The sequence below is a fragment of the Sphaerimonospora mesophila genome, assembly GCF_001417795.1.
Lineage (GTDB): Bacteria > Actinomycetota > Actinomycetes > Streptosporangiales > Streptosporangiaceae > Sphaerimonospora > Sphaerimonospora mesophila.
The window spans coordinates 380,469-405,863 of sequence record NZ_BCBX01000035.1; the positions used below are offsets into that span (position 1 = coordinate 380,469).

The 25,395-nt window shown below is 68.9% G+C and carries 24 protein-coding genes; 13 read left to right on the forward strand and 11 right to left on the reverse strand.

Annotated features, from left to right (window positions below; translation table 11 throughout):
- Positions 1-26 precede the first annotated feature (26 nt).
- The 6 genes from murJ to trxA all read left to right on the forward strand — a co-directional run bounded on the left by murJ (position 27) and on the right by trxA (position 6,493).
- Positions 27-1,625: a murein biosynthesis integral membrane protein MurJ gene (murJ, locus tag AP234_RS15535; protein WP_055480354.1), complete on the forward strand. Its 1,599-nt coding sequence runs from the start codon at positions 27-29 to the stop codon at positions 1,623-1,625.
- Between the two features lie 211 nt (positions 1,626-1,836).
- Complete coding sequence (locus AP234_RS15540; RefSeq protein WP_055480355.1) at positions 1,837-3,378, forward strand: protein kinase family protein; 1,542 nt, start codon at positions 1,837-1,839, stop codon at positions 3,376-3,378.
- Positions 3,379-3,387: 9 nt separating this feature from the next.
- On the forward strand, positions 3,388-4,032 hold the full coding sequence (gene sigM, locus AP234_RS15545; protein WP_055480356.1) for an RNA polymerase sigma factor SigM: 645 nt from the start codon (positions 3,388-3,390) through the stop codon (positions 4,030-4,032).
- Positions 4,022-4,960 carry an anti-sigma factor family protein gene (locus AP234_RS15550; protein ID WP_055480357.1) on the forward strand — a complete coding sequence of 313 codons (939 nt, stop codon included), beginning with the start codon at positions 4,022-4,024 and terminating at the stop codon, positions 4,958-4,960. Before sigM ends, AP234_RS15550 begins: the two co-directional genes overlap by 11 nt.
- A gap of 186 nt (positions 4,961-5,146) precedes the next feature.
- Positions 5,147-6,076 carry a thioredoxin-disulfide reductase gene (gene trxB, locus AP234_RS15555; RefSeq protein WP_055480358.1) on the forward strand — a complete coding sequence of 310 codons (930 nt, stop codon included), beginning with the start codon at positions 5,147-5,149 and terminating at the stop codon, positions 6,074-6,076.
- A 93-nt stretch (positions 6,077-6,169) separates the two neighbouring features.
- On the forward strand, positions 6,170-6,493 hold the full coding sequence (gene trxA, locus AP234_RS15560; RefSeq protein ID WP_055480359.1) for a thioredoxin: 324 nt from the start codon (positions 6,170-6,172) through the stop codon (positions 6,491-6,493).
- A gap of 113 nt (positions 6,494-6,606) precedes the next feature.
- On the opposite strand, the gene AP234_RS15565 is transcribed toward trxA, so the two are convergent.
- Positions 6,607-7,689 (reverse strand): DUF418 domain-containing protein, encoded by a 1,083-nt coding sequence (locus AP234_RS15565; protein ID WP_063842933.1) that lies wholly within the window; start codon positions 7,687-7,689, stop codon positions 6,607-6,609.
- Positions 7,690-7,806: 117 nt separating this feature from the next.
- On the opposite strand from AP234_RS15565, the gene AP234_RS15570 reads away from it, so the two are divergent.
- Together AP234_RS15570 and AP234_RS15575 are read left to right on the forward strand one after the other, a co-directional pair.
- Entirely contained in the window at positions 7,807-8,997 is a 1,191-nt protein-coding gene (locus AP234_RS15570; protein ID WP_235558188.1) for a histidine kinase, read from the forward strand.
- A complete protein-coding gene (locus AP234_RS15575) occupies positions 8,994-9,650 on the forward strand; it encodes a response regulator (protein ID WP_055480361.1) in 657 nt (218 codons plus the stop codon). The genes AP234_RS15570 and AP234_RS15575 overlap by 4 nt, the downstream gene beginning before the upstream one ends.
- A 54-nt stretch (positions 9,651-9,704) precedes the next feature.
- Here the strand turns inward: AP234_RS15575 and AP234_RS15580 are convergent, their stop codons facing one another.
- Positions 9,705-10,322, reverse strand: coding sequence for a GCN5 family acetyltransferase (locus AP234_RS15580; RefSeq protein ID WP_055480362.1), 618 nt, complete (start codon positions 10,320-10,322; stop codon positions 9,705-9,707).
- A 301-nt stretch (positions 10,323-10,623) separates the two neighbouring features.
- Here AP234_RS15580 and AP234_RS15585 point away from each other — a divergent pair, with 301 nt between their 5' ends.
- On the forward strand, positions 10,624-11,949 hold the full coding sequence (locus AP234_RS15585; protein ID WP_055480363.1) for a PLP-dependent aminotransferase family protein: 1,326 nt from the start codon (positions 10,624-10,626) through the stop codon (positions 11,947-11,949).
- Between the two features lie 376 nt (positions 11,950-12,325).
- Complete coding sequence (locus AP234_RS15590; protein WP_055480364.1) at positions 12,326-13,276, forward strand: D-alanine--D-alanine ligase family protein; 951 nt, start codon at positions 12,326-12,328, stop codon at positions 13,274-13,276.
- A gap of 108 nt (positions 13,277-13,384) precedes the next feature.
- Here the strand turns inward: AP234_RS15590 and AP234_RS15595 are convergent, their stop codons facing one another.
- From AP234_RS15595 to rpmH, 9 genes are all read right to left on the reverse strand, one after another.
- The gene (locus AP234_RS15595; protein WP_055480365.1) at positions 13,385-13,951 is read right to left on the reverse strand and encodes a histidine phosphatase family protein; all 567 of its coding nucleotides are present in this window, start codon (positions 13,949-13,951) and stop codon (positions 13,385-13,387) included.
- A 155-nt stretch (positions 13,952-14,106) separates the two neighbouring features.
- Positions 14,107-14,964, reverse strand: a complete 858-nt coding sequence (locus tag AP234_RS15600) for a ParB/RepB/Spo0J family partition protein (protein WP_431998653.1) — start codon at positions 14,962-14,964, stop codon at positions 14,107-14,109.
- Positions 14,965-15,876: 912 nt separating this feature from the next.
- The gene (locus AP234_RS15605; RefSeq protein WP_063842934.1) at positions 15,877-16,656 is read right to left on the reverse strand and encodes a ParA family protein; all 780 of its coding nucleotides are present in this window, start codon (positions 16,654-16,656) and stop codon (positions 15,877-15,879) included.
- Positions 16,657-16,977: 321 nt separating this feature from the next.
- Positions 16,978-17,592, reverse strand: a complete 615-nt coding sequence (rsmG, locus tag AP234_RS15610; protein ID WP_055480449.1) for a 16S rRNA (guanine(527)-N(7))-methyltransferase RsmG — start codon at positions 17,590-17,592, stop codon at positions 16,978-16,980.
- Between the two features lie 275 nt (positions 17,593-17,867).
- The gene (locus AP234_RS15615) at positions 17,868-18,362 is read right to left on the reverse strand and encodes a R3H domain-containing nucleic acid-binding protein (RefSeq protein ID WP_055480368.1); all 495 of its coding nucleotides are present in this window, start codon (positions 18,360-18,362) and stop codon (positions 17,868-17,870) included.
- Positions 18,363-18,380: 18 nt separating this feature from the next.
- A complete protein-coding gene (yidC, locus tag AP234_RS15620) occupies positions 18,381-19,328 on the reverse strand; it encodes a membrane protein insertase YidC (protein ID WP_055480369.1) in 948 nt (315 codons plus the stop codon).
- A 4-nt stretch (positions 19,329-19,332) separates the two neighbouring features.
- Positions 19,333-19,650 (reverse strand): membrane protein insertion efficiency factor YidD, encoded by a 318-nt coding sequence (gene yidD / locus AP234_RS15625; RefSeq protein WP_083502135.1) that lies wholly within the window; start codon positions 19,648-19,650, stop codon positions 19,333-19,335.
- Positions 19,647-20,024 carry a ribonuclease P protein component gene (rnpA, locus tag AP234_RS15630; protein WP_055480370.1) on the reverse strand — a complete coding sequence of 126 codons (378 nt, stop codon included), beginning with the start codon at positions 20,022-20,024 and terminating at the stop codon, positions 19,647-19,649. Before rnpA ends, yidD begins: the two co-directional genes overlap by 4 nt.
- Before the next feature lie 82 nt (positions 20,025-20,106).
- A complete protein-coding gene (gene rpmH / locus AP234_RS15635) occupies positions 20,107-20,244 on the reverse strand; it encodes a 50S ribosomal protein L34 (protein WP_055480371.1) in 138 nt (45 codons plus the stop codon).
- A 601-nt stretch (positions 20,245-20,845) separates the two neighbouring features.
- On the opposite strand from rpmH, the gene dnaA reads away from it, so the two are divergent.
- The 3 genes from dnaA (at position 20,846) to gnd (ending at position 25,239) form a co-directional block, all read left to right on the forward strand.
- Entirely contained in the window at positions 20,846-22,399 is a 1,554-nt protein-coding gene (dnaA, locus tag AP234_RS15640; RefSeq protein WP_431998654.1) for a chromosomal replication initiator protein DnaA, read from the forward strand.
- Between the two features lie 592 nt (positions 22,400-22,991).
- Positions 22,992-24,131 (forward strand): DNA polymerase III subunit beta, encoded by a 1,140-nt coding sequence (dnaN, locus tag AP234_RS15645; protein WP_055480373.1) that lies wholly within the window; start codon positions 22,992-22,994, stop codon positions 24,129-24,131.
- A 157-nt stretch (positions 24,132-24,288) separates the two neighbouring features.
- The gene (gene gnd, locus AP234_RS15650) at positions 24,289-25,239 is read left to right on the forward strand and encodes a phosphogluconate dehydrogenase (NAD(+)-dependent, decarboxylating) (protein WP_055480374.1); all 951 of its coding nucleotides are present in this window, start codon (positions 24,289-24,291) and stop codon (positions 25,237-25,239) included.
- The last annotated feature ends 156 nt before the right edge of the window (positions 25,240-25,395 follow it).

Here is a 25,395-nt window from a genome sequence, read left to right on the forward strand (position 1 = left end):
TGTCCGTGGCGAGCTGAAGGAATGACATGAGCAGGATGCTCCGAGCCGGCGCGATCATGGCCGCGGGCACGATGGTCTCGCGGCTCACCGGCTTCCTGCGTACGGCACTGCTCGCGGCGGCCATCGGCACCTTCGCGCTCGGCGACGCCTACAACGCGGCCTACCAGATCCCGTACATCCTGTTCGACCTGCTGCTGCAGGGCGTGCTGAGCAGCGTGGTCGTCCCGCTGATCGTCCGGGCGCAGAAGAACGACCCCGACGGCGGGCAGGCCTTCGAGCAGCGGTTGATGACGCTGGCGGTGGTCGTGCTCGCGGGGGTCGCCCTGATCGGCGTGCTGATCGCCCATCCGATCATGGAGCTGTACGTCGCGTCGAACTGGTCGGCGCACAAGGTCGACGTGGCCGCCACGCTGGCGCGCTTCCTGCTGCCGCAGATCGCGCTCTTCGGCATCGGGGCGATGGCCGGAGCGATCCTGAACACCCGCGACAGGTTCGGCGCCCCGATGTGGGCGCCGGTGCTCAACAACATCGTGGTGATCGGCGTACTGATCGCCTACCTGAAGATCGGTACGGACGACATCGAGAAGGTGACCGACGGCGAGCTCGCGCTGCTGGGGCTCGGCACCACGGCGGGCATCGTGGCCCAGACGATCGTGCTCGTGATCGCGCTGCACCGGGTGGGCTTCCGGTTCCGGCCGCGGTTCGGCCTGCGCGACAGCGGACTCGGCCAGGCGGCCAGGACGGCCGTCTGGACGTTCGTCTTCGTCGGCGTGAACCAGCTCGGCTTCTGGGTGACGACCAAGCTCGCCACCGGCGCCGGCGACCAGGCGGAGGGGGCCGGCAACAGCGCGTACGCCTACGCGTTCCAGCTCTTCCAACTGCCGTACGGAATCATCGCGGTGTCGGTGATCACGGCGATGCTGCCGAGGATGAGCAGGTTCGTCGCCGACGGGGACATGGACTCGGCCCGGGGGGAGTTCTCCTCGGGCGTGCGGCTGGTGTCGTCCGTGATCGTTCCGGCGAGCCTGCTGCTGCTGGTGCTCGGCCCCGCGGTCACCACGCTGATCTTCTCCTGGGGACGCATGACCACCGGGGACGCCCGATATGTCGGTTATGTTCTGATGGTCTTCGGGCTCGCGCTGGTGCCGTTCTCGATTTTCCAGCTCCTGCTGCGGGTCTTCTACAGCTTCGGCGACACCCGCACCCCGGCCGCCATCGCCGGGGTAAATGTCACCATAAACGCGACTTTAAGCCTGGTCGTGTATTTCACCCTGCCCGCGCGGTACATCGTCATCGGGATGGCGTTCTCCTTCATGGTCACGTACTTGATCGGGAGCGGGGTCGCCTGGACGCTGGCGAGCCGGAGGATCGGCGGGCTGGGCGGCCGGGAGGTGATCGCCGGCCTGTCGCGGATGTTCGTGGCGGCGATCCCCGCCGCCGCCGTCGCCCTGGCCGTACTCTGGGTGATCAGGGAGATCGTCGGGATCAACGCGGTCAGCTCGGCGGTCGTGCTCGCCGTGGGCGGCGGGGCGGGGCTGCTGCTCTACCTGCTGGCCGCCCACCGGCTGCGGGTGCCCGAGGTCGGTTCCATCATTGGACTTGTGGCGAGCCGGGTAGGACGCTAGGAGTCCTCAAACGTGATCGGCAGATCGAAGACGCCCCGGACGTCCGATTAGTTCGGTGTCTCCGATCGGGAAGGCGGGCAGGACCGGCACCCTACTAGCATGGACTGCCTAGGAATCAACCTACGGGCGGCGAGCGGAAGCGGGAAGGCGTGGGCGAAACCACCCGGCATCGGCTGATGCATGCCGATCGGCCGCGGATCAAGGCGGCCGCATGAGCATGTCCACAGTCGAACCAGGCACCCTGCTGGCTGACCGGTTCCGCCTGGAGGACCGGGTCAGCGAGTCAGGCGGCGCGACCCTCTGGAAGGCCATCGACCAGATCCTTGCCAGGCCGGTCGCCGTGCACACGTTCTCGCCGGAGTTCACCCGTGTCACGGAGGTGGTGACGGCGGCGCGGCTGGCGAGCCGTCTCACCGACCCCAGGCTCACCCAGGTCTTCGACGCGGCGGACGAGGACGGCACGGCCTATGTGGTGAGCGAGTGGGTCAGCGGGGAGTCGCTGCTCGACCTGCTGTCCAACGGGTCCCTCGAACCCGAGCGCGGCGCCGCCCTCGTGGCCGAGGCCGCCGAGGCGCTGGCCCACGCCCACGAGGCGGGGCTCACCCACCTGCGCCTCACCCCAGACCGTCTCATGTGGACCACGGGCGGCACGGTCAAGCTGCTCGGCCTCGCCGTGGACGCCGCGATCCTCGAAATGGACATGGGCGAAGACGCGGCGCGCGAGGACGCGGTGGGCCTGGGCCGGCTGCTGTACGCGGCGGTGACCGGTCACTGGCCGGGTGAAGAGGACTGCGGGCTGCCCGCAGCCCCGACCGACGACGGCAGGATCTGCACGCCCCGCCAGGTCACGGCGGGGGTGCCCGGCTATCTCGACGCCATCACCTGCCGGGCGCTGCTGCAGGAGGCCAAGCGGGGGCAGCCCCCGCTCTCGACGCCCGCCGAGGTGGCCGAGGCCCTCGCCGAGGTGCCGCGACCGGCCCCCGCACCGGTCACCACGGCCCCGCCCGCGCTGAACCTGCGTTCCGAGGCGCCGGACGGGATGTCCGCCTCCCCGGCCCAGCATCAGCCGATGGGGCCGACACCCTCCTGGAACGCCGGTCCGGCGTGGAACGGCGCGCCCGCCTGGAACGGTGGGCCGCAGCAGAAGACCGGCGCCGCGAGCAAGATCCTGCTCACCGTCATCATCCTGCTGGTCATGGCGGCCGTCGGCGTCGGCGCGTGGACCGTGGGCAAGAACCTCGGCAACACGCCGAAGACCACCCACTCGGCCGAGCCGTCCCAGTCGGCCGCCACGCACAAGCCGGTGGCCGTGAAACCGGTGAGCGCGGCCGGGTTCGACCCGCTGGGCGACGACAAGATCGAGAACCCTGATTTCGCCCCGCTCGCCATCGACGGCAAGTCCTCCACCGAGTGGCACACGACGAGCTACAACAGCGCCGACCTCGGCCGGCTCAAGGAGGGCGTCGGCCTGATCCTCGACATGGGCAAGCCGATCCCGATCTCCGACGTGGCGGTCTCCCTGGGCAGCGCCGCCGGCGCGAGTGTCCAGCTGAAGGTGGGCGATGCCGCCGATCTCGGGTCGCTGCAGACGGTCGCCAAGGCGGAGAACGCCTCCGGCACCGTGACGCTCACCCCGGAAAAGGCGACGACCGGTCAGTTCGTTTTGATCTGGTTTACCCGTCTTCCGCCCTATGAAGGCAAGTATCGTGGCACCATCTACGAGGTAACGGTTCATTCCCCAGGATCGGCATAGCAGGGCGTTGTGAATTCCCCACCGGACAATCCCCCAACGGCTGAGCGCGCCATCCGACCGGCGCCGTCGGACGCCGATCTGCTGGCCCGCCACATCGGCGGGGATCCGCATGCGTTCAGTGAGATCGTCAAGCGCCACCGCGACCGCATGTGGGCGGTCGCCCTGCGGACGCTCGGCGACCCCGACGAGGCGGCCGACGCCGTACAGGACGCCTTCGTCTCCGCGTACCGCAAGGCGGAGAGCTTCCGCGGCGAGGCCGCGGTCACCACCTGGCTGCATCGGATCGTGGTCAACGCGTGCCTCGACCGGATGCGCCGCAAGACGATCCGGCCGGTCGCCGACGACGAGCTGATCGAGGCGGCGGAGCGGGACGCCCCGCTGACCGACCAGGCCGGTGAGCGCGACGTGTCGCTCGAGGTCACCGCCGCGCTCAAGCTGCTGCCCGCCGACCAGCGGGCGGCCCTGGTGCTCGTGGACATGATGGGCTACTCGGTGGACGACGCCGCCGCGGTGCTCGGCGTACCCGCCGGGACGGTGAAGAGCCGCTGCGCGCGCGGTCGGGCGAAACTTGTCCCGGTTCTTGCGCATCTGCGGAACCGATCTGACTTGTCCCGCGTCTCATCCGGGAAGGGAGCAGAACTTCGTGACGGGTGACACGCACTACGACCTGGAGGTTCTCGCCGAACTGGCGGAAGGCCTCCTAGACGACGCCATGGCCCGGCGGGTCCGCGAGCATCTCGCGGTCTGCGACCCCTGTGGGGAAAGCCTGGCCGACCTGGCGTCGGTTCGCGAACTCCTGGCGGCGGTTCCGGTGCCGGCGATGCCGCTGGGCGTCGCCATGCGCATCGACCGGGCGCTGGCCGCTGAAACACCGGACTGGGACCGCCTGATGGCGGACGCGCCATGGGAGACGGCGCCTTCGCCCCCGACGGCGCCGGCCCCCGAGCCGGTGCCCGCCTCCATCAGCCCGCTCCATGCCGACCGTCTCAAGGCCGACCCGCTCCGGGCCGACCCCGTCCCGGCGGAATCGACGGAGCCGACGCCCGTCCCGTTGGGCGTGGTCGCCGAGGACGGGACGATCGTGCCGGCCAGGCGCGGGAGGACCTCGCGGCGGCGCCTGTGGGCGTTGCCGGTCTCGGTCGCCGCGGCCACCGCCGTCGTGGCCGGTGCCGCCGGGCTCGTGAACGGCATGCTCGCGGCCGGCGACACACCGGCGCGTAACACGGTGGCGCAGGGGTCGGCGAGCACCGAACCGACCAGGACCCACCATGCCGGCGCCGCCTACTCGGTCTACGCGAGCGGCTACAACTACACGAGCCAGGAGTTGCGGGGCCCACTGCTCGGCTACTTCGGCGTCGGGCCGGGCGCCGGAGGCGGCGACGACGGGCTCGACTCCTGCGTCAAGCGGTTCTCCAACCAGCTCGACCGTACGCCCATCGGCGTCGACAAGGCCTTCTACAACGGCAACGAGGCCACGATCATGGCCTTCTGGGAGGACAAGAACATCAACGCGGTCCGAGTGGTCGTCGTGGACGACAACTGCAGGAAACTCCGCCCGGAGAGCCTCGCCACCTGGCGCTGACCCCCTGCGTGATCTCGCGCTCGTGAGGTCACGCGTAGTCCGTGCCGTACGGAACGTCCCGGAGAAGCCCGCCGCACCTCGCGGCGGGCTTCTCCGTTTCCGGCGATCGCCTGCGAGGCGGGAATCGGCTGGCCCTAGGATCGGTTGACGCGAGTGCAACCTCAGGATCCCGGGAAGGCGAGTCCGTTGAGCGACGTCCGTAATGTGATCATCATCGGGTCGGGCCCGGCCGGTTATACGGCCGCCGTTTACGCGGCCCGTGCCGATCTCAAGCCGCTCGTGTTCGAGGGTTCCGTCACCGCCGGTGGCGCCCTCATGAACACCACAGACGTGGAGAACTTCCCGGGCTTCCCCGACGGGATCATGGGGCCCGACCTGATGGACAACTTCCGCAAGCAGGCGGAGCGGTTCGGGGCCGAGCTGGTGCCCGACGACGTCATCGAGGTCGACCTCACGGCCGATCCCAAGGTGGTGAAGACCTACACCGACACCTTCTACGCCAAGGCCGTGATCCTGGCCACCGGATCGGGCTACCGCGAGCTCGGCCTGGCCAACGAGAAGCGTCTGTCCGGCCGCGGCGTCTCCTGGTGCGCCACCTGTGACGGCTTCTTCTTCCGCGACCAGGACATCGTGGTCGTGGGCGGTGGCGACACGGCGATGGAGGAGGCGACCTTCCTCACCCGCTTCGCCCGGTCGGTGACCATCGTCCACCGGCGCGACACGCTGCGCGCCAGCAAGATCATGCAGGACCGTGCCTTCGCCGACAAGAAGATCCGCTTCATCTGGGACAGCGAGGTCGTCGACATTCTGGGTGAGGACCGGGTCTCCGGGGTCCGCGTGAGGAACGTGAAGACCGGTGAGGAGACCGAGCTGGACGTGGCGGGCGTCTTCATCGCCATCGGCCACGATCCGCGTACGGAACTCGTCAAGGGTCAGGTGGCGCTCGACGACCAGGGTTACATCGCCGTGGACTCGCCCAGCACCCGGACCGACGTCGACGGCGTGTTCGCGGCCGGCGACGTGGTGGACCACACCTACCGGCAGGCGATCACCGCCGCCGGGACGGGCTGTGCCGCCTCCCTCGACGCCGAGCGCTGGCTCGCCGCGCGGAGCTGACCTGCCTGTCGCCTCGCCGTACGGCAGGCCGACCGGGAATGCGGGGGCGATCCCTGCGGTTGGAACCCACCACACACATCAAGGAGAGTTACCTTGGGCGCCATCAAGAGCGTGACCGACGCAACCTTCGAGGCGGAGGTCCTCAAGAGCGACAAGCCCGTCCTCGTCGATTTCTGGGCCGAGTGGTGCGGCCCCTGCCGCCAGCTCGCCCCCATCCTGGAGGAGATCGCGACGGAGCAGGCCGAGAAGCTGACGATCGTCAAGCTGAACATCGACGAGAACCCGCGGACGCAGCGCGACTACAACGTGCTGCAGATCCCGACGATGAACGTCTACAAGGGTGGGGAGGTCGTGAGGCAGATCATCGGCGCCAAGCCGAAGGCGATGCTGCTCCGCGAGCTCGAGGACGTCCTCTGACGGGTGTCCGCCTCTCGCCGCTGTTTCCGGCGGCGACACCTTGGAAGCCCCTCTCACCGGCGGTACGGCGCCGCCGGTGAGGGGGGCTTCGTCGTGCTCACCCAGATGGCGGGTCAGGAGGTGCGGCGCGGGGACGGACGCCGAGCCCAGGCGGCCCAGCGCCACAGCCACTCCAGGGGTCCCTGCCCGTATCGGCGCAGCCACAGCGTGGACCACACCCACTGGACGGACAGGATGACGGCGGCGATCAGCACCACCCTCGTCGAGGACCAGGTGACCGGCGGATCGCCGAAGAAGCGGGCGACCGCCAGCACGAGGACGGTGGCGGTCAGGTAGTTGGTCAGCGCCATCCGGCCCAGAGGGGCGAAGACGGCGTACAGCACCGGCCGCAGCGGCGTTCTGAGCGCGAGCAGCATGCCGCATATGTACGCGCCCGCGAGCAGCAGGCCGGCCCCCGCGAGCGCGACGGCGAAGCCCGGGTCGTGCGCCGACGAGGTCGACTGCCGCGACATCACGGGCACCGCCCCCGCCACCAGGGCCAGGCCCAGCACGGCCGGCACCCGGGTGGAGTGCTCCATCCGGTCGATCACGCCGTAGCGGACGAGTGCCGAACCGAGCAGGAACAACCCCACGACCAGCACGGTCCTGTCGCCGCCGATGACCAGCGCCGTGGTGACGAGCACGGCGGCCAGTCCGGCGACGGCCCACCTCGGCAGCCAGGTCGAGGGCATCAGCACCACCAGGCCGACGACGGCGTAGGTGGACAGGATGTCGCCGTGCCACAGCAGCAGGAAGTGCGCCAGGCCGACTACGAGCAGGACGACGAGCCGGCGCAGCAAAACCAGCCGCGGACGGGCGACGCGCTTGCGTGCGGAGTCCAGCAGCAGCGAGAAACCGATGCCGAACAGCAGCGAGAAGATCGGGAAGAAGCGCTGCTCGACGAGCAGACCCAGCCACACGTCCGCCGTGCTCCCCGGCGAATCCGAAATCACGGCGACATCGCCGACGTGCGCTATCGGTTGGACGTTGGCCAGCAGGATGCCGCACAGCGCGAACCCGCGCAGGACGTCGAGCGCGGCGATCCTGGGCCGGCCGGCGGAGGTCGTCACAGGCTCTGCCGTACCATCGGGCAGCCGCCGCGACACGTGGTCGGGACCTCGGGCGACGGCACCTGAGGTGAGTGATTCCGGTGTCATGGGCTCATCGTGCGGTCCCGCCCGAGCGCCGACATCGGTCGAAAGCAGGGTTCGCGCCGTCCGCGACCGTACTTTCGGCCGGTTCAGGGCAGGGGAGAAACCTCCTAACCTGACGGCGTGAAGCTTCGGGTGCCACCGAACGGGCGGGCCGGGTTCGCGGCCGACATCGGACTCGCAGCCGTGTTCGCGGCGGCGCTCGCCTTCCAGGCGGTCCAGATCGCGGAGAGTTGGGGCGGGGGCCACTGGCGGTTCGGCTGCGCCGCCGGGGCGGTGGTATGTGTGCTCGCCCTGTCGCGGCGCCGCCATCGGACCCTGGCGGCGTTCGCGGGGCTGATCGTCGCGGCGGCCGCCATCCTGACCGCCAGGTCGGCCCGGCTGCCCGCTGAGCCCAGCCCCGCCATGGCCCTGGGCCTTGCCGTACTCGTCGGTTCGGGAGTCAGGGCGCTGCCGGCCGCCGCCGCGTGTGCCGTCGCGGCCGGAGGGCTCGCGGTGGTGGCCGGTGGGCTGTTCGCCGCCCTGACCTCCTCGTCCAACATGACGGTGCCGCTGCTGAACGGCATGGGCTGGCTCGCCGCCCTCGTGATCGGACTGTGGCCGCGGCTGCTCGACGCCCGCCGCCGGGCCGTCTCCGAGCGGGTGCGCCGCGGCGAACGCATGGAGCTGGCCAGGGAACTGCATGACCTCGTCGCCCACCACATCACCGGCATCGTGGTCCAGGCGCAGGCCGCGCGGCTCGTCGCCGGCAAGCACCCGGAGAAGCTGGACGACTCCCTCGCCGCCATCGAGACCGCGGGTTCCGATGCGCTGGCCGCGATGCGACGCGTGGTCGGCCTGCTGCGCGACACCGCCGAGGACGACGCCGCACCCGCCGCACCCGGTCCCGAACGGCTCGGCGAACTGGTCGGCCGCTTCGACGACCGCGGCGGCCCCGCCGTGCACGCGCGGTTACCCGACGACGAAGAGCAGGCGGCATGGCCGCCCGAGGTGGCCGGCACCGTCTACCGTGTCGTACAGGAGTCGCTGACCAACATCGCCCGGCACGCTCCGCATGCCCCTACCGTCACGGTCAGCGTCATCCGGGACCGGCAGGCCATCACCGTCGAGGTGGTCGACGACGCCCCGCCGTCCCCGGCGCTGTATCCCCAGCGCGGCGGGTACGGCCTGGTCGGGATGCGCGAGCGTGTCGAGGCCCTCGGCGGCACGCTGTGCGCAGGCCCCCGTACGGCGACGGGCGCGGGCGGCGCGGCGGACGGGGCGGGCTGGTCGGTACGCGCCACCCTGCCCGTACGCGAGCGGGAGTCACGATGACGATCCGGGTTCTGCTCGCCGACGACCAGGCGATGGTGCGCGGCGGTCTGCGGCTCATCCTGGAGAACCAACCTGACATCAGTGTGATCGCCGAGGCCTCGGACGGCGCCGAGGCGGTCGCCCTGGCCCGGCGGCTGCGCCCCGACGTGTGCCTCGTGGACATCCGAATGCCCCGTCTGGACGGCATCGAGGTCACGCGAGCCCTGGCCGGCCCGGGCGTCCGGGATCCACTGCGGGTCGTCGTCGTCACCACCTTCGACCTCGACGAGTACGTGTACGGCGCACTGCGCGGCGGGGCCGTCGGCTTCGTCCTGAAGGATGCCGGTCCTGCCCTGCTCGTGGAGGCGGTTCGGGCCGCGAACGCCGGGGACGCCCTGATCTCGCCGGCGGTGACCCTGCGGCTGCTTCGGCACATCACGCGCTCGGGAGCGCCGTCGGACCGTGGTCGGCGGCAGCGACTCTCCCAACGGGAGACCGAGGTGGTGCTGTCCATCGCCCGGGGCCGTACCAATCAGGAGATCGCGGCCGAGCTGTTCATTTCACTGAGCACGGTGAAGAGCCATATTTCCGGCATCCAGGCCAAACTGGGGCTGCGCAACCGGGTCGAGGTCGCCGCCTGGGCCTGGGAGACCGGCCTGATGGACGCGCCGTGATGCCGGACGAGAGTGACGGCGGACGGCAGGTGGGGCCGGAGGGCTGAGAGCGCCTCAGACCGGCCGCAGGGCCCGCTCCGGTGACATCGACCCCAGCAGCCTCTCCAGGGCCACCTCGACGTCCTCACGCCATGAGACGGCCGTCTTGAGCTCCAGACGCAGCCGGGGGAAACGCAGGTGGGGCCGTACGGTCTTGAACCCGACCGACAGCAGGTATTCGGCGGGCAGCACACAGCCCGGCTGCTCCCACTTCAGGTCGCCGAAGGCCTCGATCGCGCGCACGCCGCGGCGGGTGAGGTCCTTGGCGACCCCCTGGACCAGCATCCGGCCGAGCCCGCCGCCGGAGAACTCGGGAATGATGTGCGCCGTCATCAGCAGCACGGCGTCCGAGCTCACCGGCGAGGTCGGGAACGCCACCGAGCGCGGCACGTAGAGCGGCGGGGCATAGAGCACGAAGCCGGCGGCCACCCCGTCCACATAAGCGATTTTCCCGCAGCTCCCCCATTCCAGCAGGGTCGCGGAAATCCACGCCTCTTTCTCCAGGGCGGAGTCGCCGACCTCCGTGGCGCGCTCGCCGCTCACCGGGTCGAGCTCCCAGAACACGCAGCGCCTGCACCGGCGTGGCAGGTCATCGAGATTGTCGAGAGTGACGTTGACCAGCCGACGCGACACGTGATGCCCCAATCCCCGCCCAGGAGTCTTGCCGGAAAAGCGCACGAACACGGCGTCTCCAGCTCGCATCGTAACCCAGCGATCGGGTTCGGGCGGGGAGCCGACGCGATCGCCCCCTGTGTCCGTGTTCCGTACGTTCCCTTTTCCAAACAGGTGAATGCCGATCGTCAGGATGGGAACTCCGCACATCAGTGGCACGGGAGGGCCACCAGAGGAGCGGTTAATCGTCAACACCCTGTTGTTATCGGCGTGCCGCGTTACCGTAATCTGGATTTCTCGGCTATGTGATCGGAGGTGGACCGTGGATCAAGAGCTTGATCGCGGTCAGACGAACGCGCCCCACGGGTCGCGCATTGACGCCTATGTCGATCGGTACGCAGCCCGGGCAGCCGGGATGGTCGCCTCCGAGGTCCGAGCTCTTTTCGCCGTCGCGTCGCGGCCCGAGGTGGTCTCGCTCGCCGGCGGCATGCCGTACGTCACCGCCCTTCCCCTCGACCTGGTCGGCGAGCTGGTCGCCGACCTGGTCTCCAAGCGGGGAGCCGTCGCCCTGCAGTACGGCGGCGGCCAGGGCGATCCGGGACTGCGCGAGCAGATCTGCGAGGTCATGCGGCTCGAGGGCATCGAGGCAGGCCCCGACGACGTGGTCGTCACGGTCGGCTCGCAGCAGGCGCTCGACCTGATCACCCGTATCTTCATCGACCCGGGCGACGTGGTGCTGGCCGAGGGGCCGTCGTACGTCGGCGCGCTCGGCACGTTCAGCGCATACCAGGCCAAGGTGGTGCACCTCGCGATGGACGACCAGGGGCTCGTCCCCGAGTCCCTCGCGCAGACCATCTACGCCCTGCAGGCCGCCGGAAACCGCATCAAGTTCCTCTACACGATCCCCACCTACCAGAACCCGGCGGGCGTCACGCTCAACGAGGTGCGCCGCCGTCAGGTTCTGGAGATCTGCCGGAGGGCCGGTGTGCTCGTCGTGGAGGACAATCCGTACGGACTCCTCGGTTTCGACGGGGAACCGCTGCGCGCGATGCGGGCGGACGACGCCGACGGCGTGGTGTACCTCGGCTCGTTCTCCAAGACCCTCGCCCCCGGCTTCCGGGTGGGCTGGGCGCTCGCTCCGCACGCGATCCGCGAGAAGCTGGTCCTGGCGATGGAGTCCGCCGTGCTGTCGCACTCGACCTTCACCCAGCTCGCGGTGGGGCAGTATCTGGCCACCCAGCCCTGGCGGGAGCAGATCAAGACGTTCCGTGAGCTGTATCGTGAGCGACGCGACGCGCTCCTCGGCTCGCTCGAGATGCTCATGCCGCCCGGCTGTTCGTGGACCCGTCCCAGTGGCGGGTTCTTCGTATGGATGACCCTTCCCGAAGGCCTCGACTCGAAGGCGCTCCTGCCGCGGGCGATCGCCGAGCGGGTCGCGTTCGTACCCGGGACGGGTTTCTACGCGGACGGCGGCGGCGCACGTCACATGCGTCTGTCGTACTGCTATCCGCAGCCCGATCGCATCCGGGAGGGCGTACGTCGTCTCGCCGGTGTGATCGAGCAGGAACTGCGTCTGCGGGACACGTTCGGCACCGGAGCCGCTCCCTCGCGCACGGGCGTCGACACGCCCGGTCCCGACCTCGCCTGAGATCCGGATCGGGTACGGCACCCGCCATCGCAGGGGCACCGACCGTCCGGGGTCACCCGGACGGTGCGGTGTTCCGGGTGGGTGCGCCGCAAGGCGGAGGGGAATCGATAGCGGCGTCGTCGGCATTGTCGGCGTTGTCGGCTCCCCCGGCTCGCGGAGATTCCTCGCAGGCTCGGAATCTTCGTGGTCTTCGTGGGGTGGAGCAGGCGCCGTCCCGGGCGACATGACAGGGCGAAGATCGGCGGGAGGGGCACTAGCCTGTTGAGGCTGACCGTACCCGACCCAGCAGTGAGAAAGGGCTCCTGGTGAGCGAGTCGACGATGATTCCGCATGCCATCTCCACGCGTCCGCGCCCCACAGCTTCGGAGGCCGGAGCATGAGCGATCTCGGCCACGTGCTCATCCTCGCCGGTGGGCTCTCCTACGAGCGCGAGGTCTCGATCCGTTCCGGCCGCCGCGTGGCCGAGGCGCTCCGCGCCACAGGGGTGGACGTGGAGACACGCGACACCGACGCCGCCCTCGTGCCCGCTGTGCTGGCCGACCCGCCGGACGCCGCTTTCGTCACCCTGCACGGTGGCGCGGGGGAGGACGGGGCCATCCGGTCCGTGCTGGAACTCCTCGGCGTGCCCTACGTGGGTGCGACCCCGGACGCCTGCCACATCGCGTTCGACAAGCCGACGGCCAAGGCGGTCGTCGCTTCGTGGGGACTGAACACCCCCGCCTCGGTCGCGCTGCCCAAGGAGACCTTCCACGACCTGGGCGCGTCGGCCGTGCTCGGACGGATCGTGGAGCGCCTCGGGCTGCCGCTCTTCGTCAAGCCCTCGCGGGGCGGATCGGCCCTCGGGGCGTCCATCGTACGCAGCGCCGAGGAACTGCCGGCGGCCATGGTCGGCTGCTTCGCTTACGGAGACACGGCGCTCATCGAGAAGTACGTCCAGGGCGTCGAGGTGGCCGTCTCAGTCGTCGACCTCGGCGACGGACCCGTCGCGCTGCCGCCGGTCGAGATCGTGCCGGACCGCGGTGTCTACGACTACGCCGCGCGCTACACGGCGGGCCACACCGAGTTCTTCGCGCCCGCCCGGCTGACGGAGGAGGAGACCGAGGCCTGCGCCGCCATGGCGGTCACCGCGCACACGGCGCTCGGGCTGCGCGACATCTCCCGTACCGACCTCATCGTCGACACCACCGGCCGCCCGTACTTCCTTGAGGTGAACGTGGCGCCCGGCATGACCGAGACGTCGCTCCTGCCGATGGCCGCCGAGGCGGCCGGACGCGACCTCGGCGTCCTCTGCCGCGGCCTCCTGGAGATCGCGGCTCAGCGCGGCTGACCCGCCCGCTGTTTCACGTGAAACGCCGGGCGCTGAGAGAGCCGAGCCAATCGAAGAGCGCCGTGCCGGGTGCGGCGATGATGGATGACGCCTGCATCAGAGGATGCACTATGCGGGTCGGTCCGGGCCCGTCCAGCCGCTCGGCAGGTGGAACGTCCAGCCCGGCCGCCAGGAGAACGGCCGGTCGACGAGTTCGGTGAGTGGGATCCCCTCCAAGAGGTGTTGGAGGGCCCAGCGGTTGGCCGAATGCGCGATCAGCAGGACCTTCCTGCCGTCCCACTCGGCGGCCAGATCGGCCAGGAAGTCCCGTGTCTGCTCAACCACCTCCCGGTAGCTCTGCCCGCCCGGCCACGGGTCATCGATGTGCAGGCTTCGACGCGCTTCCAGCATGCTCACCGGCATGCCGTCCAGATCGCCGTAGTGGCACTCGCGGAGTCGCCGATCCCGCAGGAGCGGGACAGCAGAGCCGGCGAAGGCGATCTCAGCGGTCTGCACGGCGCGGCGCAGGTCGGAGCTGAAGACGGCGGCCAGTCCATCGTCCCGGCGACGCGTGCCCAACTCGGCGGCGAGCTCGCGACCGAGCGCCGACAACTCACCGGGCAACCAGCCACTCGCGATGCCGGCCTCGTTGTGATCGCTGATCGAGTGGGTCTCATAGACGATTTCAACCGCCACTGTCTTCTCCCTTCGATGGCACCGGCTCTCCGAGTACCCGGCCTCCGTGTTTCACGTGAAACAGCTCGACGTCTCAGGACGGTGCTCGAAAACCGTGGCCGGTCCCTCGATCCCGGCGAACGGCGGTGGACGGCGGTGGACGGCGCCGACGCCGGCTATTCGTCGGAGAGGTCGCGCATCGCGTTCGCGGCCTCGGGGGCCATCGTGCCGATGATGCGCTCCAGATCGTCGATGGTGGAGAACTCCACCACGATCCGTCCCTTACGGCGGCCGAGATCGACCTTCACCCGCGTCTCGAAGTGATCCGACAGGCGGTCGGCGAGCGTCCGCAGGGCGGGGGCGACCGGCTGCTTCGCCCTCGGTTTGCGCGGCGCCGGTCCGGCCGTCGCCTCACCCAGCGCCACGATCTCCTCGACGGTCCGGACGGACAGTCCCTCCGCGACGATCCGGCTCGCGAGCCGGTCCATGGCCGCCGGGTCGTCGAGCGTCAGCAGCGCCCGTGCGTGCCCCGCGCTGATGGTGCCGGCCGCCAGACGAAGTTGGACATTGGATGGGAGGTTCAGCAGGCGCAGGGTGTTGGTGATGTGCGAGCGAGATCTGCCGACCTTCTTGGCGAGCACCTCATGTGTCGCGCCGAAGTCGTCGAGGAGCTGTCGGTAGGCCGCCGCCTCCTCCAGAGCGTTGAGCTGCTCGCGCTGGAGGTTCTCGATGAGCGCCTCCCGCAGCATCTCATCGTCCTGAGTGCTCCGTACGATGGCCGGCACCCGATCGAGCCCGGCCAGCTTGGAGGCACGCCACCGCCGCTCTCCCATGATGAGCTCGAAGCCGTCGGCCCCGATGGATCTGACGACCACCGGCTGGAGCAGGCCGACCTCCTTGATAGAAGCGGCCAACTCCTCCAGGCGCTCATCGTCGAAGACATCACGGGGTTGGCGCGGGTTGGGGGAGATCGACGTGATCGGGATCTCCTGGAAGTAGGCGCCGTCGACCGGCTTCAGGCCCGAATCCGCGATTCTCGCGGAGGGGACGCTCGGCGCGGTCGCCGGCGCCTCCGGATCGGTGATCGGCGCCGTGGGGATGAGAGCCCCAAGTCCCTTGCCCAGTCCCCGACGTTGCTGACTCACCGCTGCTCCCTTACCCACCCGCGATACATCCGCGACACCCGCACAGAAGACGGTGCCCAGCGTCCCAGTTCATGGCTGGAACACCGGGCACTCTACGCACACCAGGAGAGGTTACCGCTGCGGAAGCTTCTTCATGAGCATCGCGGCCACAGCGTGATGCTCCGGCCTCGTCGTTTCACGTGAAACAGCCAGGCGACGATCGGCCCGATGGTGCGCTCAACGTTCACCCCGAATCAAGGGAGCGGAGCGGGAGGGAGCGAGGACCGCAAGCGAAAGCCCGCGGAAGCGGGCGTCGCAGCGGACCGGAGCTTCCTCCCGGCGCAGTGACCGGGCCGCGCGTCAGGAGGTGCCCCGTGCCTCTTTGAGGTGTCCCGTACTTCTTCACCGTGGCGACGATCGGCCCGATAGTGCGCCCAACGTTCACCCCGAATCAAGGGAGCGGAGCGGGAGGGAACGAGGACCGCACGCGAAAGCCCGCGGAAGCGGGCGTCGCAGCGGACCGGAGCTTCCTCCCGGCGCAGTGACCGGGCCGCGCGTCAGGAGGTGCCCCGTGCCTCTTTGAGGTGTCCCGTACTTCTTCACCGTGGCGACGATCGGCCCAATGGTGCGCCCAACGTTCACCCCGAATCAAGGGAGCGGAGCGGGAGGGAACGAGGACCGCACGCGAAAGCCCGCGGAAGCGGGCGTCGCAGCGGACCGGAGCTTCCTCCCGGCGCAGTGACCGGGCCGCACACGCGTTGTCACCCCACCCACGAAAGTTCCGCGCAGGCTCGGAATTTCCACAGGCCGGCGGTAGCGAAACTAGCTAGAGGCCTCGGCCAGGGCCGCGGCGCGGTAGGCGATCTCCCTGGCCGCGTCGCTGTACGCCATGGCGCCGCTGGAGCCCGGATCGTAGGTCATGACCGACTGGCCGTAGCTCGGCGCCTCCGAGACGCGGACGCTCCTCGGAATGACCGAGCTGAGCACGGTGTCGCCGAAGTGCGATCGCACCTCATCGGCCACCTGAGCCGCGAGCCTCGTGCGCCCGTCGTACATCGTCAGCAGGATCGTCGAGACCGCCAGCGTCGGATTCAGATGAGCCCGCACCAGCTCGACGTTCTTCAGCAGCTGGCTGAGCCCTTCCAGGGCGTAGTACTCGCACTGGATGGGAATGAGCACCTCCTGCGCCGCCGCCATCGCGTTCACCGTGAGCAGCCCGAGGGAGGGCGGGCAGTCGATGAGGATGTAGTCGAACTCCATGGCGTCGAACGAGCCGAGCGCTCGCTTCAGCCGGGTCTCCCGCCCCACCATCGGCACCAGCTCGATCTCCGCACCGGCCAGATCGAGGGTCGCCGGCGCGCAGAAGAGGTTCGGCATCTCGGGGACCGGCTTGACGATCTCGGAGAGCGACAGGTCGTCGACGAGCACCTGGTAGACCGACGGCATCCCGGCACGATGCTCGGTGGCCAACGCTGTGGAGGCGTTGCCCTGCGGGTCAAGGTCGACCACCAGCACACGCTGTCCGTGCATGGACAGGGCCGCGGCCAGGTTCACCGCGGTGGTGGTCTTACCCACTCCGCCTTTCTGATTGGACACGGTCATCACCCGGCACCTGGGCGGCCGCGGCCACTCCCCTTCCCTGCTTGTCGAGTAACCGACGGAAGGCGCAGCCGCCTGCGGGGATGCGGCTGTTTCACGTGAAACCACAGAACTCAGAGCCTCTCGTACCAGCGGCGAATCGTCAGAACCAAGGGGGGTCTGGGACACGGAAGTCGTCCTTTCGACCGGTGAAGCAGCGCGACCCGGCCAGCCGACGCCCGACGGACGACCTGTTGTCGCGATCTCCCAGGGTAGGGCGAGAGGACTCTCCGGCCAACCCAGACCGGCCGTCACTCCGGACGTCACCAGACCCGGCACGACGCCTCACCTCTTCCGTCGCCGCCGACCACCCGCCACGGGGGACCGTCCGGCGACCACGCGGACGAGTGTGGTCGGCGGCTCGACCCTACCGCGCCCCACCGTAACAAGCTCGACCGATCTCGCCCCAGAGGATTTCACCTGTGACCTCGCGGCCTCGATCTCCTCGGCGGCCCGTTCCCCCTTCATCGCCAGCAGTTCCCCGCCCTCGCGGAGCAGCGGCATCGACCAGGCGAGCAAACGGTCGAGTGGGGCCACCGCCCGTGCGGTCGCCACATCGAAGACCCGCTTGCGTGCCAACTCCTCGGCCCGGCCTCGAAGCACCTCGACGTTGTCGAGTCGCAGCGACTCGACGCACTCGGACAGGAAGGTGGTACGGCGCAGCAGCGGCTCCAGCAGCGTCACCCGTACATCGGGTCGGACGATCGCCAGAACCAGGCCGGGCAGCCCGGCGCCGGACCCGATGTCGACCAACGCCGCATCGGGAGGAACGGCCTCTGCCACGACCGCACAGTTCAGCAGGTGCCGGTCCCAGATCCGGGGCACCTCGCGCGGGCCCAGCAGCCCGCGTACCACACCCGGTCCGGCCAGGATCTCGGCGAACGTCCGCGCCCGCTCCATCCCCTCGCCGGGAAAGACCACCCGGGCCACCGCGGGTGCCTCCGGCAGTGGAGTCGGCTCATGCGGTTGGGGCAGCTCGGGTGGCCCAGACAGCTCGTTGCTCTCCGTCATCACTCAACTCATTCAGAAACGCTCTCGGCCAAGGGTAGTGGTCCCCTACCTGCCGATGCGTATGGACGTACAGGATGAGGAAAGCCGCCGGTCCGTTGGAGTGGACCGGCGGCTTTCCGTGGGTGCGAAGTTGTGCGTGCCGGGGATGGTGCAGGAGATGCGGTCTAGACGGGGAGAACAACCACGAACCGGTTGGGCTCCTCGCCCTCGGACTCGCTGCGCAGGCCGGCCGCCGCGACGGCGTCATGCACGACCTTACGCTCGAACGGCGTCATCGGCTCCAGCGCCTTGGGCTCCCCGGTGCGTTTCACGTCCCCTGCGGCGGCATTTCCGATCTTCGTCAGCTCGGCGCGGCGGCGCTCACGGAAGCCGCCCACGTCGAGCATGAGCCGGGACCGCTCACCCGTACGACGGTGCACGGCGAGACGGGTCAGCTCCTGCAGTGCCTCGAGCACCTCGCCATCCGGGCCGATGAGCTCGGTTCCCTTGATGCCGACGATCGAGACCACCGCGCGGTCGCCCTCGACGTCCATGTCGATGTCGCCGTCCATGTCGGCGATGTCGAGCAGTCCCTCCAGGTAGTCGGCCGCGATCTCACCCTCCTGTTCGAGGGCTTCGATGTCGGGAGCAGGCTTGAGGGCTTCCTCAGCTTCGGTCACGTCCGGACTCTCCTTCTCCTACGACTTCTTGCTGCCGGTGCGCTTGCTGCGAGGCTGCCGCGTCGGCTGCTGGCGGATGATCTTCGGCTCGGGGGCGGGTTCCGGAGGCGCGACCTTGGGTTTGCCCAGCAGCTTGCCGAAGACGCCGTGGCTCGGTTCCGGGGTGGTGATGTTGCCCTTCTCGTCCACCACGGGCATCGGATGACGCGCGTAGAACCAGTGCTGCTGGCCGAGCGTCCACAGGTTGGTGGTCACCCAGTAGAGGATCAGACCGAGCTGGAAGTTCAGGCTGAAGATGGCGAACAGCGGCGAGACGTACATGAGGATCTTCTGCTGCTGCGCCATCGGGTTGTCCGGCATCTGGGCCATGGAGCGCCGCACGCTCTGCCGGACGGTGAGGAAGGTGGTGCACGAGCTGATGGCCACGAAGACGGCCAGCACGATCTTCGTGACGATCGGATCGGCGCCGAGCTTCTCGATGTCGGCCGCGCTGGTGAAGAAGGTCGCCGGCAGGGGAGCGCCGAACACGTGCGCCTCACGGGCGCTCTCCACGAGCTCCCTGGTCATGCCGAACACGGCGCGGTCCTCGGCGATGGCCCGCAGTACGGTGAACATCGAGATGAAGATCGGGAACTGCGCGACGACGGGCAGGCAGCCGCCCAGCGGGTTGGCCCCCGCCTCCTGGTAGAGGCGCATGACCTCCTGGTTCATGCGCTGCTTGTCGTTCTTGTACCGCTTGCGCAGTTCCTGGACCTTGGGCGCGAGCTCCTGCATCTTCCGCGAGGAGCGCATCTGCTTCATGAACAGCGGGAAGATCAGCAGACGCATCAGCACGGTCAGTGTGATGATGGTCAGCGCCCAGTTCAGTCCGCTGTCGGAGGGGATGAAGAAGCTGTAACCCGCGTGGATATGGGTGATCACCCAGGCCACTGCCGTATACAGCCAGTTGAGGAATGGCAGCTCCACCGAGCTAGCTCCCTTGCGTTTCGTCGTGAGACCGGACTCGGCGTGGGGGCACCGGATCGAAACCGCCAGGATGGAACGGATGACACCGCCCGATCCGCCTGACGGTCAGCCATAGCCCGCGTACCGCACCGTGTACGGCGATCGCCTCCATGCCGTACGCGCTGCAGGACGGCTCGAACCGGCAGCGCGGTCCGAGAACCGGGCTGATGAAGGCCCGGTAGAACTTGATCAGGGCGAGCAGCACACGGGCGATCGGACCGGCAGGCCGCTCTGCCTCATCCGGCGCGACGCCCCGCGCCGGGATAGGGTGCTCCGCTGTCATGATCGTCCATCCGTCAGGGTCCGTGGTTCCGACCCACGCCGCCTGAGTAAACGATCCAGCACGACGTCGAGTTCGGCGGCCAGATGCTCGCTTCGCGCGGACGCAGCCGGTGGATTGGCCCGTACCACAAGCAGGCTACCCTGCGGGATCGCCTCCAGACGGGCCCGCATGAGGTGTCTCAGCCTGCGCCGGACCTGATTCCTGACCACGGCGCCACCGACCGCCTTGCTCACGACGAAGCCCACCAGCGGCGGCACGTCGATCTCGCGCGTCTTCAGATGCGCGACCAGCGTGGGACGACCGGCGCGTCGCCCCCGGCGGATCGCGTCGGCGAACTCGTCACCCCGTCGCATCCGCGACGCGGACGGCAGCACCAGGACTTCCCCTAAGTACGGCTGCCGCCCGTCGCTCCCGGACCGCATTCGGTTCCCGGGACCGGCGGGCGGCCTCGCGTCGTCAGACCGCCAGCTCGGCGCGGCCCTTGCGGCGGCGGGCGGCCAGAATCGCACGGCCGGCCCGGGTGCGCATGCGCAGCCGGAAGCCGTGGGTCTTCGCGCGGCGACGGTTGTTCGGCTGGTAAGTACGCTTGCTCACGGGTGGGCTCCAGGCTTCGGTTACGTCCACGGAGGTCCCGCGGACGCGCTACATTCCAAGGTCGCGGCTCGTCAAATGCGCGGGCATGCGAAAAAGCCGTCGCGTGATTAGCCGACCGGAATACGTTACGGGCCGACCTCGTGCCAGGTCAAACCAGACACTGTCAAGTCGGCTGCCGCCGACCCGGATCACCCCGCTCCTTTCCCCCTGTCGCACCGCCTTCCGCTCCGGTCACCGTGGGTCGCGGGCCACGTCTCTCGCAGCGGGAGGAACGGGAGAGAACAACCGACTACGGCAGCAACCCCGGCCCGTTAGGCTGTGGACAACGTCTTGAACGCGGGTCACGCACACCGATACTGTCGGCCCTCCGGCCGTTCCCTCTATCACTATGGATACGCCTGGGCAGAATGTGCGGGACTGTGCACATCATGTGGATCAGATGTGGATCCACACCGGGGGGTGACCGCAAACCCCGGACGGGGCGTCTGGGATCGTGGCGGACGAGCTGGAACCGCATAACGGGAGGAGTGGCCGGGCCATGGATAGCGTCGACCTCAACGCTGTATGGGCTCGGGCACTGGCGACCCTGTTCGACGAGGGGGTGTCCGGACAGCAGCGCGCCTTCCTCCAGATGACGCAGCCCTCCGGCCTGATCAACGACACCATCCTGCTGGCCGCCCCCAACGACTTCGCCAAGGAGGTCCTGGAGGTACGGCTCCGCCCGCTGATCGCGCACGCGCTCGCGCAGGAACTGGGGCAGCCGGTGCGCATCGCGGTGATGGTCGACCCCGGCGCCGCCTCCTATGGACAGAACCGTCCCGCCATGGGCCAGGTCGGTCCCGGTCCGGGTGCCGGACAGAACGGACTGCAGCCGCCTCGGCCGGCCGAATATCCACAACCCCGCCCACAGGCACAGCGGCCCCCCTTTCCCTCGGACGACTCCGTACAACGGGATGCCGGGCCGTACGGCGGACAGGACTATCCGAGTGGGCAGGACTATCAGCGTGGACAGGAGTATCCACAGCGGACCGGTGGATATTCCCCCGAACCGCCGCCGAAGCCCGAGCCCCCACAGCACCGGTGGGACGTACGTGGCGGCGGCCGGGCCTCCAGTGAACCGGCCCGGCTGAACGCGAAGTACACCTTCGAGACCTTCGTCATCGGGGCCAGCAACCGGTTCGCGCACGCCGCCGCCGTCGCGGCCGCCGAATCTCCGGCCAAGGCGTACAACCCGCTGTTCATCTACGGCGACTCGGGTCTGGGGAAGACCCACCTGCTGCACGCGATCGGCCACTACGCCCAGCACCTTTATGACGGCGCCCGGGTGCGTTATGTGAGCTCCGAGGAGTTCACCAACGATTTCATCAACTCCATCCGCGACCACAAGGCGGACGGGTTCCGTGCACGCTACCGGGCGGTCGACATCCTGCTCGTGGACGACATCCAGTTCCTGGAGGGCAAGGAGCAGACCCAGGAGGAGTTCTTCCACACCTTCAACACCCTCCACAACGCCAGCAAGCAGATCGTCATCTCCAGCGACCGCGCGCCCAAGCAGCTCATGACGCTGGAGGACCGGCTGCGCAACCGCTTCGAGTGGGGCCTGATCACCGACGTCCAGCCGCCGGAGCTGGAGACCCGCATCGCGATCCTGCGCAAGAAGGCGATACAGGAGGGGCTGGCCGCGCCGCCCGACGTGCTCGAGTACATCGCCAGCCGGATCGCGACGAACATCCGGGAGCTGGAGGGGGCCCTGATCCGGGTCACCGCATTCGCCAGCCTCAATCGGCAGTCTGTGGACATACAGCTCGCCGAGGTCGTCCTCAAGGACCTGATCAGTGAGGACGCCAGCCCCGAGATCACCATCTCGCTCATCATGTCGACGACGGCCGAGTATTTCGGGGTCTCGCTCGACGACCTGTGCGGCAGCTCCCGCTCCCGGGCCCTGGTCACCGCCCGGCAGATCGCCATGTACCTGGCCCGCGAGCTCACCGACCTCTCACTCCCGAAGATCGGCCAGCAGTTCGGTGGCCGGGATCATACGACCGTGATGCACGCCGAGCGGAAGATCCGGTCGCTCATGGCCGAGCGCCGATCGATGTACAACCAGGTCAACGAGCTGACGACCCGCGTGAAGCAACGGGCACGCAACGCTTGATACACAGCCTGTGGATATCTCTGTGGATCAACGGCAGAGAGCCGTCCGCGGTGCGCTCGTGACTACTTCACTCTGACATCCCCCGGAAGACCGCCGTCCCGTGCTGGGGATAAACATGGGGAAAGCCTGGGGATTTCTTGGGGAATACCCGTGGACACCTTGGGGACGCCCTGTGCGCAGAGTTTTCCCCAAGCACAAAACGGACTCCTACCCCGTGGATAACCGGTGGAAACATCGTGGATTACTCGTGGACGACGACCCCTCCGGCTGGGGAAGCGCTGTGGGGACAGCTCGCGAGCCCACAGCGAGGGCGTCTCCATCCACTCGTCACCCACAGGGCCGGTGGATGAAAGACTGCCTCTGAGCTGCGAGAACCCGGGAAATCCACATATCCACGGTCCCTAAGAAGATGACTGGTTCCTCTCTCAATGGAGAACTCAAGAACCACAGAAGGGTCCCGGGGAGCGCCCAGGATCTGGAGTGATCAAGACCTGGCCGAGCAGTTGCAGCGAGCAACCCGGGTTCTGGAGCACCCGGGTCCCGGGAGATGGAAGACTTGGCCAAGCACCGATACCCAGGAGGCTGATCCACCGTGATGTTCCGGATCGATCGCGACGTGCTCGCCGAGGCCGTGGCGTGGACGGCGCGCAGCCTTCCGGCCCGGCCCTCGATGCCGGTGCTGGCGGGCATGCGCCTCGAGGTCACCGACGACCAGCGGCTGAAGCTCTCCGGTTTCGACTACGAGGTCTCTGCCGAGGTGACCCTCGAGCTGCAGACCGGCGAGCCGGGGGTGGTGCTCGTCTCCGGCAAACTCCTCGCCGAGATCACCCGGGCGCTGCCCGCCCAGCCGGTCGAGCTCACCATGGACGGTTCCAAGGCGGTCGTCACCTGCGGCAGCGCGAGGTTCACCCTGTCCACCCTGCCTGTGGAGGACTATCCCTCGCTGCCCGCCATGCCGCCGGCGGCCGGTCGGGTCGGCAGCGACGTGTTCGCCTCGGCAGTCGCCCAGGTCGCCGTCGCCACGGGCAAGGACGACACGCTTCCCATGCTCACGGGCGTGCGGATGGAGATCGAGAGCGACACCGTGACCCTGGCGGCCACCGACCGCTACCGCCTGGCCGTACGAGAGCTGAAGTGGCAGCCGGAGCAGCCCGATCTCCAGGCGATCGCGATGATCCCCGGCCGTACGCTCGCCGAGACCGCCAAGGCGCTCGGCGGCACCGGCGCCGAGGTGGAGATCGCGCTCAGCTCCGTCGGCGGCACCGGCGAGGGCATGATCGGATTCTCCAGCTCCGGCAGGCGGACCACGACCCGGCTGCTCGATCCGGAGTTCCCCAAGTATCGGTCGCTGCTGCCCACCGAGTTCTCCGCCCGCGCCGATCTGTCCACAGCGTCGTTCGTCGAGGCCGTCAAACGCGTCGCGCTGGTCGCGGAGCGCAACACCCCGGTGCGGCTGGCCTTCCACGGCGGCGAGGTGATCCTGGAGGCGGGCAGCGGCGACGAGGCCCAGGCCGTGGAGGCACTGCCGGTCGAGTTCGACGGCGACGAGATCAACATCGCGTTCAACCACCAGTACCTGCTGGAGGGGCTGGGGGCGATCGACTCGGACGTGGCCCGGCTGCAGTTCACCACGTCCACCAAGCCGGCGATCCTCACCGGCGGCAAGCCTGTGGACGAGGGCGCGGTCGAGGACTACCGCTACCTCATCATGCCGATTCGCCTGTCGAGCTGATCCGCCGGCCTGGTCTGTCGTCCGGCCGATCCGCCCGTCCCATCTGTCGGGCTGATCCCGAGGCGTACCATCGAGCCGGGGCATAGGCCCACCGCACCGGGGTACGCGTGCCTTTCGGGCGAGTTGGGATGGTTGCTGCGGCTAAGGGGTGACTGACGTGCGGATCGGCATGATCGGGCTCGGCAAGATGGGCGGGAAGATGGCCGAGCGGCTCCGCCGCGGCGGCCACGAGGTCATCGGCTACGATCGCGACCCCTCGGTCAGCGACGTCGGCGGCCTCGAAGAACTCGTCGAGAGGCTCGACGTCCCACGCGCCGTGTGGGTGATGGTCCCCGCGGGAGAACCGACGCGGGCCGTCATCGATCGGCTCGGCGAGCTGCTCACGGCCGGCGACATCATCGTCGACGGCGGCAACTCGCACTACAAGGACGACCAGCGGCACGCGGCCGAGCTCGACGCGAAGGGCGTCGGCTTCGTCGACGTGGGCGTCAGCGGCGGCGTCTGGGGGCTCGAGTACGGCTACGCGCTCATGGCGGGCGGCGCCCCCGAGCACATCCGGCGACTCATGCCGATCTTCGAAACGCTCAAGCCGGAGGGTGAGGACGGCTTCGTCCACGCCGGCGGCGTCGGTGGCGGACACTTCGCGAAGATGGTCCACAACGGCATCGAGTACGGCATGATGCAGGCCTTCGCCGAGGGTTGGGAACTGCTGGAGACCTGCGACGAGGTCACCGACATCGTCGGGACGTTCAAGAGCTGGCGCCACGGCACGGTCATCCGCTCCTGGCTGCTCGACCTGATGGTCCGGGCGCTGGAGGAGGACCCTGAGCTGACCGAGCTGAAGGGGTACGCGGAGGACTCGGGCGAGGGCCGGTGGACGGTCCAGGCTGCGGTCGACAACGCCGTGCCCCTCCCGGCCATCACGGCCGCCCTCTACGCGCGCTTCGCCTCCCGTCAGGCCGATTCGCCGGCGATGAAGATGATCGCTGCGCTGCGCAACCAGTTCGGCGGCCACGCCGTCGCCCCGACCGCCGCCGGCATCGACGGGGCGCAGATGGGCAAGGGCGCCGACTCCCCGGGCGCCGACGTCATCCCTCCCATTCCCTGACCCCTCCCCCTCGTGATCTTGCGAATACTCGCCCATAGGGTCCTCTACCTGCGACTTCACCATCTATGATCTTGCAGAAACTGTCAAGCGTGGGCGCTGGCCAGGCAGAAGTCCTTCCGTGATCTGGCAGTTGTACGACCGCGTCTGTACGGCCGC